Raw genomic sequence first — 12814 nt, 5'->3', positions numbered from 1 at the left:
ATAAGGGCCTACATGCCATATAGGCCACCATGCTTAACTTCTTGCAAGTGAGGAAACATTCACGTCCTTAGCGCTTGCACCACCATCAACATGTAAGAGAATGCTACCGATGAGCTATACATCCAGCTCATAGCATTCAAAACATTGAGGGGGGCGAAGATGATGGACATGCGGCATCGGACCGTACATTTCTATGACGTAGTGCTGGCCACTGGCACGAGAGCTGAGGGGATCTCTAATCCATCGGGCGGAACAATCACCGCGCTGCTTGAGCGAGTCAAGAGGAGTGCCATTGTTGGCGCTAGGCTGACTGAGAGTAACCGGCTGACTGTAGAGATCTCCGATTGGCACCACGACATCAGTTCAGGCGCTTTTTGCGTATTGATCAATAGAGCCGACGCGAATGTCTCTGATGTCACCTTTAGAGATTTGAAGACACGCGTTGCACGCCGTGCCGGCAAAACGCGCGTTGAGGGCATAGAGCTTTCCGCGCATGTTGTGATTAAGCCTGACGCGGATGGGCGACGCGCCATGGTTCTGCTCACCATGGGCTCGGGCATATCTTCTGACACTCTTGAGAAGCTTTTTCGCGAAGCCGCTCGACTAGTGCTGGGCGACACCAAGAACTCAGATCTGCTGCTTTTCGACCATCCTTCCGGGGAAAAAGACCGCAAGGGAGTTAGCAAAAAGTACCGCGTTCACTACAGCTTTGACTGCTTTGCGCACAAAGGCCAAGTCCTTGATCAGGCGCTGAAGAACGGGAGCTTCTCCTCAATGGAGTTGGTCGCTCACGAGTACTCAGGCTTCGATTCAGGTGGAAACCTTCAGGTAACGCAGCAGACCATAACCGTTACAGCAGCAAATCCTCATTCCGTGACTGCCGCTACATTGGTGCGCGACATCAAGCGCTTCTTTGCAGGAACCCCGTAAGCGCGCGGCCATCCCATCTTGACCGCATGGCGCGGTCGTGTTTTTGAGATTGCTTTGTCAGGCTGGCTGCCAGCGATGTGGCAGCAGCTCGCCGATCTGGCTGGCGCGCTGCATAGGCAGGCGTGCCATCACATCGCGCAGGTAGGCATACGGGTCGTGGCCATTCATTCGCGCTGACTGGATCAGGCTCATGACGGCTGCCGCCCGCTGGCCAGCGCGCAGGCTGCCAGCGAAGAGCCAGTTGTTACGGCCAATGGCAATGGGCCGGATCTGGTTCTCGATCCAGTTGTTGTCCACGGGCAGTTGCCCGTCATCCGCGAACCGGGTCAGTGCCTCCCAGCGCCGCAAACTGTAGTCCAGCGCCTTGGCGCTAGCTGTTCCCTCAGGCACCTTCTGACGTTGCAGCAGCATCCACTGGTGCAAGGCATCGAGCAGCGGCTTCGTTTGTAGTTGCCGGATGGCTTGGCGCTGCTCGGCACTGAGCGCCTTGACCTCGCGCTCGATCTCGTAGACCCGCGCGAACTGCTGCAGCGCGAACTCGGCGATCTGGCTTTGATTGGCCGCGTGCAGATCGAAGAACTTGCGCCGCGCGTGCGCCAGGCAGCCGACCTCGGTCACCCCACTGGCGATCAAGGCCTTGTAGCCGCTGAAGTCGTCACAGGTGAGGCTGCCTCTCCAGTCACCCAGGAAGCGCCGGGCGTGTTCGCCCGAGCGTGATTCGCAGAAGTCGTAGACGACCACCTTGGTGTTCTCGAAGGCACCCGTGGCATAGGCCCAGAGGTAGGCCCGGTGCGTCTTTCCGTTGCCCGGCTTGAGCATGGACACCGGCGTCTCATCGGCATGCAGCACGCGGTGCTGCAGCAGCTCGTTTCTCATGGCATCCACCAGTGGCTGCAACTGCACGCCACAGGCGCCCACCCACTGAGCGAGCGTGGAACGCGGGATCGCGAGACCAGCTCGACCAAAGATCGCTTCCTGGCGGTACAGCGGAAGGTGATCCGCGTACTTGGCCACCAGCACCTGCGCCAGCAGCCCGGTGGTGGGGATGCCCTTGTCGATGATGTGCGGATCGACGGGGACTTGGGTGAGCGTCTCGCACTTCGCACAAGCCCACTTGCCACGGATGTGGCGCTCGACGCTGAAGACGCCAGGCACATAGTCCAGCTTCTCGGCCACGTCCTCGCCCACGCGCTTCATCTGGCAACCGCAGGCACAGGTGGTCGAGTCGGGCTCGTGGCGGATCTCGCGCCGCGGCAGGTTGGCTGGCAGCGGCGCGCGCTTGGGAACCTTCTTCTCTTCAACCTTGGCGGGTGCCTGCGCTTCCTGCAGCGCATCGATCTCCGTGGCCACGGCCGCCAGATCGGCCTCGATCTCGTCTTCGAGCAGGCTCTTCTGCTCGGGGTTGAAGCGTTCGGACTGGGCGGCGAATTTCATGCGCTTCAAGAGCGCGTTCTCGTGCGTGAGTTTGTCCAGCAACGCGCTCTGGTGGCGCAGCTGCGTCATGAGGCGCGTGGTCAGCTCACGCAGCTCTTCTGCGCTCAGGCTCTGCAGGGATTGAGGCTCGACCACCATGGGCATCCACTGTGCCAGCACTGGAATGTGCGCACCATTGGCGCATGCCCCAATTGGCAAGCGCCGGTCAGCGCTTCAGAGTCAGACCACGGTGATGACACCGCCGTCAGCCAGGCGCTGCCAGGGCAGGCCCAGCACCAGCGCATCGAACTGGGCGCGGCTAAGCGAGGCGGTGCTGGCCGCATCACGCGGCCAGACGAACTTGCCGCTGTTCAGGCGACGCGCTGCCAGCCACACACCGATGCCGTCGTGCACCAGCACCTTCATGCGGTTGGCGCGCCGATTGGCGAACAGGTAGGCGTGGTGCGGGCGCGCTGCGCCGAAGACCGACACCACGCGGGCCAGCGCCGTCTCGGTGCCTGCTCGCATGTCCAGCGGCTCGGTGGCAAGCCACAGCGCATCAACCCGGATCACTTGATCAGCTCTCGCATCCACACGGCGCACTGATCGGCCGCATCCAAGGGCCAGGTCACCGAGACGCTGGTGGCGCCACGGCGCAGCTCGACGCGGATGTCTGGTGCAAGTGCAGGCCTTGGTGAACATGCCGCTGGCGGCAGCGGCACTGGAACGAATGCGGGAGCCTGGAGTGCAGGCAGCGCGCCACCCGCTTCGCGGCGCCACTTGTGCACGACATTGGCGTTGATGCCGTGCGACAGGGCAATGCTGGCCACCGAAGCGCCTGGCTTGGCGCACTCGGCAAGGATCTGCTGCTTGAGCTCGGCGTCGTACCGCCGGCGAGTCTTCTTCTTGGCTTCATTCATGGTGTCCACCTATTTCGCTTGGTGGACACCATCGTTGCCGCTTAGACCGATCCCTTCAAGGGTGGGATGGCCGCGCGCTTACGGAACCCCCGTGTATCAATATGACAAGGTGCGGGTGAAGTACAAGAACAAGGCAGGCGACCTTGCTACGGCCACGCTTAGCTCAGCTGACCTAGACGCGGCATTCACTCATCGAGAAGTCTTGGAGTTTGCGACTGACGTCGAGTCCCAGCAAACGACACTCAACTCCACGATTATCCAAGGGATGATGCGACTGCTGTGATTAACTATTCATAGGGAGCGCTCAGATGTTCGGCGATCTTCTGCGACCTTTTGGCTACCTGACCATACGCCACGAGTCCAGCTTGCCAGTTTTTGTGAACTGGGTATTCCCGGGCGTGTTCGCCATAGCGTGCATACTTCTCGGGAAGTGGCCGGGTGTGCAAGTGCAACTCCTTGGGGACACGGGGCTGGTGAACTTGCTGCTGGGATTCATCCAGACATTAACCGGCTTTTACCTTGCAGCCTTGGCCGCAATGGCCACCTTCAACAATGCCGGCATGGATGAGATCATGCCCGGCAAACCTCCAGAAATCACCGTGAAATACAACGGAACGTCAACAAAGGTTCTAGCGACTCGTCGACGATTCCTTTGTTCGATGTTCGCCTATCTAACGGTTTTCAGTTTCCTTTTTACCCTCTTTTCGATCGCAGTCTTAAGCGCGGGAGCCGCGAGCGCTGACCTACTAGTGACTGAAAGCCGGCACTGGTTTCGACTCGTATTTGTGTTCGCTTATCTGTTTGCAGTAGCGCACATGACATTCATAACGATGTGGGGGCTTTTCTACATTGGCGAACGTGTCCACACGCCTGGATAGAACTTTTGCAACTCTCTGCCGAGCTGGCTGGTCAGCTCCAACGGCGCTCGCTACGAGCCGCGCCGTCGCTTCATTCGGCTTTCTGTGAAGTACCAAGGGGAAAGTGATATGGCTGATTTCACGGTACGGGTGGTCCTCCACGACAACGCGACTTGGCAAGACTACCAAAATCTCGCAGCGCATTTGGCAGCGATTGGAGTAGTGGATGTCATTCAGGGGGGCGACGGTAGGCGCTACAAGATGCCACCTGCTGAGTACACATGCTCAGGGGTTGAGGATGGGGAAACAGTGCGCCAAGCCGTCCAAGGCGCAGCAAATCGCGTCGGGAAGCGCAACTCGATTCTGGTGACGAAGTCGGCGGGTAGATACTGGTCTGGCTTAGAACAGGTATAGCGGACTCTTACTATTGTGCGAGTCACCGCGCTGCGGGTGCTCAGCAACTATCAACTCCATGCCATACACGCGCGACCTCCTGACGGTGGGCGGCCATCGATGCGAACCACGGTACCCGGGCCATTTGATCGAAGTCGCGGTCTTTGTGTCTCGGCTACCGTCGTCGCGATAGACGGCCCACGATGGGTACATGCATAACGCTGCTAGATTGGGAACCGTGACGTCAGGCCAAGCTGTATCGCTTGTCGCTCATGGCGCTCAGCGCGTGGCGCTCATTTCCTCGTCGGGCTTGTAGCCATCCCTCGCCCTTACTCGCCTGGCCTCGGCAATCAGAATCTCGTTGGTCTTCCTCTGCTCGCGGATCAACTCACGCAACAGATCCTTGGTGCCGAAGATCGCGAAGGGCATCAAGATCCAGAGGATCGCAATCAAAAGGCACAACAAGCTAATCGCAATGACCACGCCGGCACCAAGCGCTTCCATACCCACCTCCTTGTTAAATCGCCATCCTAGCCATTTCGTCAGTTTTGGCAGTGTCTACCCGGGGTCTACATGAAAAATGCGTGAGGCTTTTGGCGGTTTTGGCAGTGCCACCTCCCTAGCGTTTATAGAAAAACGAGGCTCCATCAGCCTGAGGAGACTTCCTCAATTGGAGGAAGTCTCCCGACCAGACATCGGAGGCCTATTGGCTCAGCCCCTTCGACAGACTGGCCAAGCCATACCCGATTTCATGGCAAAGGTCGTACACGGAGCTACGCCAGCGGTCATTGCTCGGGCTGGTGTTGGTAGGCGAGCGCATCGCAATGTGCGCTTTGCGGAGCGTTCCCGAGAAGGTCGACGAGATCCAAAGATCCAAATGTGCAGCTTCACGGCGCTCGAACTCCTTGAGGCGCAATGCAAGATGTTCCTTGATGGCCTTGTACTCCTCACGGGCCTGCTCGTGGCCTCTACGACCATCCTCTACGCCGAGCTTCCAAAGCGCGTTAGCTCGAACATCAAGATCGCGAAGCTCGTCAAGAAGCGGATGCATGTGGTCTCCTAGTCAAGCCAGCATCGTAGAGGGTGTTGGCCGCCCATCGGGCCATGGTTATCCCTCGTGAAAACTCTTGCATAATTTGATTTTTGGGAATACCATAAATCAAATGGAAAGTAGCAAATCAAGCGGTAGAGGTGGCGCACGCGAAGGCAGCGGCCGCAAGCCCAAAGAAACCAGCGACGCGATGCGGCCGGTCACTATCAAGATGTCCGATGTGCAGCGCGCCAAGCTAGCCAAACTGGGCGGCGCGCCGTGGGTGCGCGAGAGGATCGACAAGGCCAAGGAGCCGAAGGAATAGCGCCGCGCCGCTGGGCGAGGCTTTCCCTGATTTGTCAGGAGAAGCCGATCAGCGGCACAAAAGCGAACGGCCACAGGGGGGCAACCCTGCAGCCGTTCTAACCACAACGTGCAACACCTACGAAGGACCGCACATCATGGCTAAGACCGATTCTAAGACCGCGAGCAATGTCGTCGACATTGCCCAAGCCCGCGCAGCGCGCATCCGTCGCGCCCGCCCCGCGCGCTGCATCCGCCGCGACCCCATTCGCAAAGCCGCCCCTGCGGCGCTGTGAGGGGGTGCGACATGTCAGTCAGCCAACTCCCCTCCTCCATCCAGAAGATCAAGGAGACAAATTTCGACGTGTACATCGGCAAGGCCGAGGACCTGATGGCGGCCGGCCTGGTCAAGCCCGAGCAGTTCCCGCCTGAGGGCAAACGGAGCGTGTCCTACCTGGGCGGCGTGGTGATGTCTCGCCGCTGTCGGATGGATGAGACCTACCTTCGCGTGTGCCAACGCAACGATGCCGACATGCCATGGTTGGTGTGTGTCGGCCTGCCGCGTGGCGAACTTTTGAAGCGCCGGGCTGAGGCCCGCGAGAACCGCCGCATGGAGCAGGCGCGGAGCGTCGCCAGATGCAAGGCCGAACTCGCCAGGCGCGAACTCGAGCGGATGCCCGGCTCAGAGCGGCAGTTCGTGTGTGAAGCCGCCTCCAGCATCCGCGAGTTAGCGGACATCGTTTTCCTCAGGCGTCTGGATGAGGAGAAGAGCTGGCACGGCTACAGGTTCAGCACCGAGGCGAAGGAGTCCGCCTTGATGGCGGTGGACGCGATCGTCGAAGCGCTGGTGCAGGGCGAGGTGATCTTTGACGCCGAGCGGCATGCGCAGATCGTGGAGGCGCACCGGGCGGTCATCCGCGCGGCCGATCCTTCCTTCTACGCCCAGCTCGACAAGCTCAGCACACCCGATGCATCCATCCTCGCGGGAGAAGCGCCATGAGCCGCCGCTGCAAACCGGGGCAGCGCGCCAGAGTGATTGGCGAAAGCAGGAACAAGGGCGCCATCGTCCTGGTCGTCGGCCCGCATTTTCCCAGCGAGGAGTGGGGTGGTTCAGGGCGGTGGGTCGCGGGTCTCTTTCCATGGAAAACCATCTCGCTGGGCGGTCCTCTTCACATTCGAGACGCGGACACCATGGAGCCGCTGCCGCCATCGATGTACTGCGTTTTCGAGGACGAAGACCTGGAGCCCCTGAAGGACGACGACGACGGTCTGACCCGATCCACCGGGAAGGACAGACCGAAACGTGACCCGGCGTGCGGCGTGCTGGAGCAGAACCCGGCCTAGGGGCGGGTCAGGCCTGCGAGGCCGCCACGGGCAGGCGTGGCTTGCCGCCGCGCCGCTGTTGCCAGATCGAGGCGGCAAACACCACCAGCCCGCCCACGGCGAGCAACGCGCCCACCCAGCCTGTCGATGTCCAGCCCAGGCCGCCGGCAATCGCCAGCCCGCCCAGCCACGCGCCCAGGGCGTTGGCGAGGTTGAAGGCGGAGTGGTTGAGCGCGGCGGCCAATGCTTGCGCTTCACCGGCCACATCCATCAGGCGGATCTGCAGCGCCGGTGCCAGCGCCACCACGGTGCCCACCAGCAGCACGTTGAGCGACACGGCGGCGGCGTAAGGCGCGGTCACGAGCATGAGCAGCAGCACCAGCGCCGACCACACCAGGGTGCCGCCGATGGTGGGCAGCAAGGCCTTGTCGGCCAGTCGCGCGCCCACGAGGTTGCCGGCGATCATGCCGACGCCGAACAGCGCGAGCACCAGGGGTATGGCGCCGAGCGAGAGGCCGGTCACTTCGATCAGCGTCGGCTTGATGTAGCTGAACACCGCGAACATGCCGCCAAAGCCGATGGCACCGATGCCCAGCGTGAGCCAGACCTGGGGGTTGCTCAGCGCAGCCAGCTCCCGCAAGGGGCTCGCCCCTTCGGGCGCCGGCAGGTTCGGCAGCGCGCGGTGGATCATCACGCTGGCCAGCAAGGCGATCACGCCCACCAGCACAAAGGCGCTGCGCCAGCCCCAGTGCTGACCCAGCCAGGCCGCCACGGGCACGCCGATGAGCGTGGCGCCGGTCAGGCCCAGCATCATCAGGCCCACGGCCTGGGCCCGGCGCCCCGGCGGCACCAGCGAGGCGGCGACGAGGGAGGCCACACCGAAATAGGTGCCGTGCGGCATGCCCGCCATGAAGCGCAGCAGGTTCAAGCTCCAGTAACCGGGCGCCGCCGCGCTGGCCAGGTTGCCGAGGGCGAACAGCACCATCAGCACGACGAGCAGCAGGCGCCGGGGCCAATGGGCGGTGAGGACGGCCAGCAAAGGCGCCCCGACGACCACGCCCAGGGCGTAGGCGCTGATCACATGGCCGGCCTGGGGGATGCTGACCTGCAGCGTGGTGGCCACTTCGGGCAGCAGGCCCATGATGACGAATTCGCCTGTGCCAATGGCAAAACCGCCAAGCCCAAGGGCCCAGACGGTGGCGCGGAAAGCAGGATGGGTGGCGGCGTCGCCCGTGGGGGCCAGAGAGGAAGTGGCGGACATTCCCGCGATCTTGCTGCAACGCAGCATCCCACGCAGGCCAGGGGTTTTACCCTACGGGATCAGTTCAGGCCACCACGTCGCGCATCCGGTCGAGGTCGGACCGGTACTGCGAGGCCAGGCTGACTTTTTGCCTGGCGCTCAAGATCTTGCCGGAGAGCTGGAAGAACTTGCGCTCTTCTTCCCGCAGGTGGTGGTGCACTTCGTGCGACAGCTTCTTCGCCAGCTCCGGCCAGGCCTCGGGCTTGTTTCGAGCGTCTTCCAGGGCCTCGACGCATTCATCGATCTCGTGGTGCTCGTGCAAGGCGTGGCGCGACGAGTCCAGCCCCATGTCGTCAAACAGGATCTGGGCGTACAGATAGCGCTCTTCGGCGGCCGCGTGGGCCGCGAGTTCGATGCGCAGCGCCTTGAAAATCTCTTGGGCGCGGGGATCCTCGGGCTTGGTGCGCACCAGCCGCCGGCACAGCGTGCGCTGCGTCTCGTGGCTTTCACGGAGGGCTTCGTAGATGTTGTCCATGGGGATCTCCTGCATAAAAAACCCGGCCGGGGCCGGGCATTCCTCGTCTCAGCCGATCAACCGCGTTGCGGGTTGTTGCCGCCTTGTTGCTTGCGCGACGGATCGTTGTTGTCCGCCTGGTTGCTGCCTTGCTGCGGCGACTTGCGGTTGTCATCGCGGCCGGGTTGTGCCTGCTGCTGCTGGCCCGGCTTGTTCTGGCTGCCGGGTTGCTGCTGATTGGGGTTCGGCTGCTGTTGCTGCTGATTGGGGTTGTTCTGGCTGCCAGGCTGTTGCTGGTTCGGGTTCTGCTGTTGCTGCTGGTTGGACTTGCCTTGGTTGCTCATGCGAAATCTCCAGAAAAGAAATGGGTTGCGGGCAGGATCGCCACGCACAACCAGTCTAAAAATCCTTCAGTGGTCCGAGTGTCGGCTGAAGCCCCCCGTCCCTGTAGGACTGCACCCACGCCGGATCCAGACGAAAAAAAGCCACCGCGTGCGGTGGCTTTTTTGTTACAGGAGGCCTCCTGAGAGGCCGTCCCGTCCGGGGAACTGGCCGATCAGCGGATCACGGCCAGGGTGGTGCGGTTGCCGCCCTTGTAGGTCATGAGCGTCAGGGCACCGTTCTTGATGTCGCCCTTTTCGTCGAAGGCGATGTTGCCGGTCACGCCCTTGTAGTTGGTGGCCTTGAGCGCGGGCAGGTAGACCTTGGGGTCGGCCGAGCCGGCGGTGACCATGGCGTTGACCAGCACCTTCGTGGCGTCGTACACGTACGGGGCATAGACCTGCACGTCGGCGTTGAACTTGGCCTTGAAGTCGGCGCGGAACTTCTCCATGCCTTCCTTCTGTTCGCCTTCCACACCACCGGCTTCAGCGCAGAACACCTGGTCGTCGGCCAGGCCGTCGGCGGCCAGCTTCGGCAGCTCGGTCGAGCAGATGCCGTCGCCACCCATGAACTTGGCGTTGATGCCGAGCTGCTTCATCTGCTTGAGCATCGGGCCGGCCACGGCGTCCATGCCGCCGAAGAACACCACGTCGGGCTTCTTGGCCTTCAGGGTGGTCAGGATGGCGTTGAAGTCGGTCGCCTTGTCGTTGGTGAACTCACGGCCCACCACCTTGCCGCCCGCAGCAGCCACGCCCTTTTCGAACTCGTCGGCCACACCCTGGCCGTACGCGGTGCGGTCGTCGATCACGGCCACGCTCTTGGCCTTGAGCGATTCCACGGCGTACTTGCCCAGCGTGCCACCCAGGTGCACGTCGTCAGCCACCACGCGGAACGCGCCAGCGTAACCCTGGCGGGTGTACTTGGGGTTGGTGGCGGAGGGGGAGATCTGGGGAATGCCAGCGTCGTTGTAGATCTGCGAGGCCGGGATGGTCGTGCCGGAGTTCAGGTGGCCGATCACGCCAGCGACCTTGGCATCCACCAGCTTGGTGGCGGCGGCGGTGCCTTGCTTCGGATCCGCTGCGTCGTCTTCCGCCAGCAGTTCGAACTTGACCGGGTTGCCACCGATGGTCAGGCCAGCGGCGTTGAGCTCCTCGATCGCCATGCGGGCGCCGTTCTCGTTGTCCTTGCCGAGGTGGGCGATGGCGCCGCTGGTGGGACCAACGTGACCGATCTTGATGACCTGAGCGGCGGCAGCGGGGGCAGCGGCAGGAGCGGCTGCGGGTGCGGCCTCTTCTTTTTTGCCGCAAGCGGCAAGTGCGACAGCCGCCGCGATGACGGCCAGTTTGGTGTTCAGTTGCATGGTTTTCCTCGGAAAAGGATGGAAGTTGGAATGCGGAGGGAACTTTTTTTCTCCACGCCCATAAAGATACTCCAAAAAACCAGCGGATTTCGCATCGCGCAGCGCCTGTGGGAAGGAACGAGGGTTTTCCCAAAGTCGCATCACGCCGTTGAATGGCCCATAAGGCCGGCGCATGCTGCTCTGGCGCAGGTGCGCGGGCGTCAGTCCTGGGGCGCCAGCTGGAGATCGTGCCGCTGGGGCTCGATGCCCTGTGCCTTGTAAAGCTTCCAGCGGTCGCGCGCGTGTCCGCGGTCTTCCTGATCCCCGGTCACCACCTCGATGACGCGCGCAAAGCCTTCGTAGCCGGCCGGCATGCCCAGGCGCAGGTTCACCAGCACCGTGGCCCCGTTGGCGGCCGAGACCTCGCTGGCGAGGTGGATGGGCGAGCGGGACCTCACATGCGCGGGGTCCATCGGCCCGCTGTGGGGGATGAACTCGCCGTTGGCCATGGTCCAGAGCGCCACATCCAGCGCCGCCCGCTCCCGCTCTTCCACGAGCACCATCACCCGCGCGCCACGCAGGTAGGCCTTGCGCAGCAGGCGACAGGCGTAACCCAGCTTGTCGGGTGCGTTGAAATGGAAGGCCACCTCGGTCATGCTGCGCGCCGTGTTCAGGCCTTGCGGGTTCTGGGGGCCTTCTTCGGCGCCACCGCCGCGGCCTGGTCGATCAGGTACTGCAACAGCAGCGGCACCGGCCGCCCCGTGGAGCCCTTGGCCGCCCCGCTCTTCCACGCGGTGCCGGCGATGTCCAGGTGGGCCCAGGGCAGCTCGGCGGTGAATTTCTGCAGGAACTTGGCGGCGGTGATGGCGCCACCCGCGCGCCCGGCCACGTTGCCCATGTCGGCGAAGTTCGATTTGAGGCCTTCGGCGTACTCATCGTCCAGCGGCAGGCGCCAGCACAGGTCCTGCGCGGTGTCGCCGGCCTTCTGCAAGGCCTGGGCCAGGTCGTCGCGGGTCGAGAACAGCCCCGAGCGCACGCCCCCGAGGGCGATCACGCAGGCACCGGTGAGGGTGGCGATGTCGATCACGCTGTGGGGCTTGAAACGCGCGGCGTAGGTGAGCGCATCGCACAGGATCAGGCGGCCTTCCGCATCGGTGTTGAGGATCTCGATGGTCTGCCCGCTCATGCTGGTAACCACGTCGCCCGGTTTCACGGCCATGCCATCGGGCATGTTCTCGCAGCTGGGGATGAGGCCCACCACGTTGATGGCGGGCTTGAGCTCGGCCAGGGCGGCGAAGGTGCCGAGCACGCTGGCCGCGCCGCCCATGTCGAACTTCATTTCGTCCATCTCCGCCGCCGGCTTGATGGAGATGCCGCCGGTGTCGAAGGTGATGCCTTTGCCCACCAGCACCACGGGGGCGCTGGTCTTGGCCGCACCGTTGTAGTGCAGCACGATGAAGCGCAGCGGTTCGGCCGAGCCCTTGGCCACGGCGAGAAAGGAGCCCATGCCCAGGGCTTCGACCTGCTTCGGGCCGAGCACATCCACCTTGAGGCCGGGCTTGCGGCCCAGCTTGCGGGCCGCCTCGGCCAACATGGTGGGCGTGGCGTGGTTGGCCGGGCGGTTGGCCCATTCCTTGGCGAACTCCACCCCGGTCACCAGCGCGCGGCCGGTCTCGAAACCACCGCGCACGGCCGCCGCGTTCTCCACACCCACGACCACCTGTTGCACCGTGCGGGCCTTGGCCGAGGGCTTGGTGGTGGTGTAGGTGTAGGTCGCGTCCGCACAGGTCTGCACGGCGGCGCGCACGGCGTCGTCGTTCGCATCGAACAGGCTGAGCACCAGGCCCAGCTTCTTGATGCCGGGCTGCTTGAGCGAGCCCATGCCCGCGCCCACGGCCTTGCGCACCGAGGCGGCCGAACCGTCGCCCACCCGCACCAGCACCACCCGCGGGGCCTTGATGCCCACAGGGCGGTAGCAGGCCAGTTGCTTGGCCACACCCGCGTCCAGGTCGCCCAGTTTCGTGGCGCTGGCCACGAGCTCCTGCAGGGCGCCGCCGGCGGCCTTGCCGGGGGCCGCGGTGTCGGGCACCAGCACCAGCAGCGCGTCGGCGCTCAGTTGGGCGGCCTGGGTGGGCGAAAGGGATTTGAGTTCGAAGTCCATAATCGTGTTT

Annotated in this window: 17 protein-coding genes; 6 read left to right on the top strand and 11 right to left on the bottom strand. The window is 63.2% G+C overall.

Going from position 1 to position 12814, the window contains the following annotated elements:
* The first annotated feature begins 168 nt into the window (after positions 1-168).
* Complete coding sequence (locus ABSY19_RS27290; protein WP_382157545.1) at positions 169-930, top strand: hypothetical protein; 762 nt, start codon at positions 169-171, stop codon at positions 928-930.
* Between the two features lie 57 nt (positions 931-987).
* Here ABSY19_RS27290 and ABSY19_RS27285 read toward each other — a convergent pair whose 3' ends face one another.
* The 3 genes from ABSY19_RS27285 to ABSY19_RS27275 all read right to left on the bottom strand — a co-directional run bounded on the left by ABSY19_RS27285 (position 988) and on the right by ABSY19_RS27275 (position 3263).
* Positions 988-2502, bottom strand: coding sequence for an IS66 family transposase (locus ABSY19_RS27285; protein WP_382163701.1), 1515 nt, complete (start codon positions 2500-2502; stop codon positions 988-990).
* Between the two features lie 81 nt (positions 2503-2583).
* Complete coding sequence (gene tnpB, locus ABSY19_RS27280) at positions 2584-2916, bottom strand: IS66 family insertion sequence element accessory protein TnpB (RefSeq protein ID WP_382155582.1); 333 nt, start codon at positions 2914-2916, stop codon at positions 2584-2586.
* Entirely contained in the window at positions 2913-3263 is a 351-nt protein-coding gene (locus tag ABSY19_RS27275; protein WP_382155579.1) for a transposase, read from the bottom strand. Before ABSY19_RS27275 ends, tnpB begins: the two co-directional genes overlap by 4 nt.
* A 308-nt stretch (positions 3264-3571) precedes the next feature.
* On the opposite strand from ABSY19_RS27275, the gene ABSY19_RS27270 reads away from it, so the two are divergent.
* On the top strand, positions 3572-4141 hold the full coding sequence (locus ABSY19_RS27270) for a hypothetical protein (RefSeq protein WP_382157543.1): 570 nt from the start codon (positions 3572-3574) through the stop codon (positions 4139-4141).
* 651 nt (positions 4142-4792) lie between these two features.
* Here ABSY19_RS27270 and ABSY19_RS27265 read toward each other — a convergent pair.
* Positions 4793-5017: a hypothetical protein gene (locus ABSY19_RS27265; RefSeq protein WP_382157541.1), complete on the bottom strand. Its 225-nt coding sequence runs from the start codon at positions 5015-5017 to the stop codon at positions 4793-4795.
* A gap of 199 nt (positions 5018-5216) precedes the next feature.
* Complete coding sequence (locus ABSY19_RS27260; protein ID WP_382157539.1) at positions 5217-5564, bottom strand: hypothetical protein; 348 nt, start codon at positions 5562-5564, stop codon at positions 5217-5219.
* Positions 5565-5676: 112 nt separating this feature from the next.
* On the opposite strand from ABSY19_RS27260, the gene ABSY19_RS27255 reads away from it, so the two are divergent.
* From ABSY19_RS27255 to ABSY19_RS27240, 4 genes are all read left to right on the top strand, one after another.
* Positions 5677-5868 carry a hypothetical protein gene (locus ABSY19_RS27255; RefSeq protein ID WP_382157537.1) on the top strand — a complete coding sequence of 64 codons (192 nt, stop codon included), beginning with the start codon at positions 5677-5679 and terminating at the stop codon, positions 5866-5868.
* A 136-nt stretch (positions 5869-6004) separates the two neighbouring features.
* On the top strand, positions 6005-6142 hold the full coding sequence (locus tag ABSY19_RS27250; protein ID WP_382157535.1) for a hypothetical protein: 138 nt from the start codon (positions 6005-6007) through the stop codon (positions 6140-6142).
* 11 nt (positions 6143-6153) lie between these two features.
* A complete protein-coding gene (locus tag ABSY19_RS27245) occupies positions 6154-6846 on the top strand; it encodes a hypothetical protein (protein ID WP_382157533.1) in 693 nt (230 codons plus the stop codon).
* Entirely contained in the window at positions 6843-7190 is a 348-nt protein-coding gene (locus ABSY19_RS27240) for a hypothetical protein (RefSeq protein WP_382157531.1), read from the top strand. Before ABSY19_RS27245 ends, ABSY19_RS27240 begins: the two co-directional genes overlap by 4 nt.
* Before the next feature lie 7 nt (positions 7191-7197).
* On the opposite strand, the gene ABSY19_RS27235 is transcribed toward ABSY19_RS27240, so the two are convergent.
* The 6 genes from ABSY19_RS27235 to ABSY19_RS27210 form a co-directional block, all read right to left on the bottom strand.
* Complete coding sequence (locus tag ABSY19_RS27235; protein ID WP_382157529.1) at positions 7198-8430, bottom strand: MFS transporter; 1233 nt, start codon at positions 8428-8430, stop codon at positions 7198-7200.
* A gap of 64 nt (positions 8431-8494) precedes the next feature.
* Entirely contained in the window at positions 8495-8944 is a 450-nt protein-coding gene (locus ABSY19_RS27230) for a hemerythrin domain-containing protein (protein ID WP_382157527.1), read from the bottom strand.
* Positions 8945-9000: 56 nt separating this feature from the next.
* Entirely contained in the window at positions 9001-9267 is a 267-nt protein-coding gene (locus ABSY19_RS27225) for a hypothetical protein (RefSeq protein ID WP_382157525.1), read from the bottom strand.
* 212 nt (positions 9268-9479) lie between these two features.
* A complete protein-coding gene (locus tag ABSY19_RS27220) occupies positions 9480-10664 on the bottom strand; it encodes a branched-chain amino acid ABC transporter substrate-binding protein (protein WP_382157523.1) in 1185 nt (394 codons plus the stop codon).
* A 200-nt stretch (positions 10665-10864) separates the two neighbouring features.
* A complete protein-coding gene (locus ABSY19_RS27215; RefSeq protein ID WP_382157521.1) occupies positions 10865-11299 on the bottom strand; it encodes a DNA polymerase III subunit chi in 435 nt (144 codons plus the stop codon).
* A gap of 14 nt (positions 11300-11313) precedes the next feature.
* Positions 11314-12804: a leucyl aminopeptidase gene (locus ABSY19_RS27210; RefSeq protein ID WP_382157519.1), complete on the bottom strand. Its 1491-nt coding sequence runs from the start codon at positions 12802-12804 to the stop codon at positions 11314-11316.
* Between the last annotated feature and the right edge of the window lie 10 nt (positions 12805-12814).

It is taken from the genome of Hydrogenophaga sp. ANAO-22, assembly GCF_042466645.1.
GTDB lineage: Bacteria > Pseudomonadota > Gammaproteobacteria > Burkholderiales > Burkholderiaceae_C > Hydrogenophaga.
This window is presented reverse-complemented; position numbering and strand designations above follow the sequence as displayed.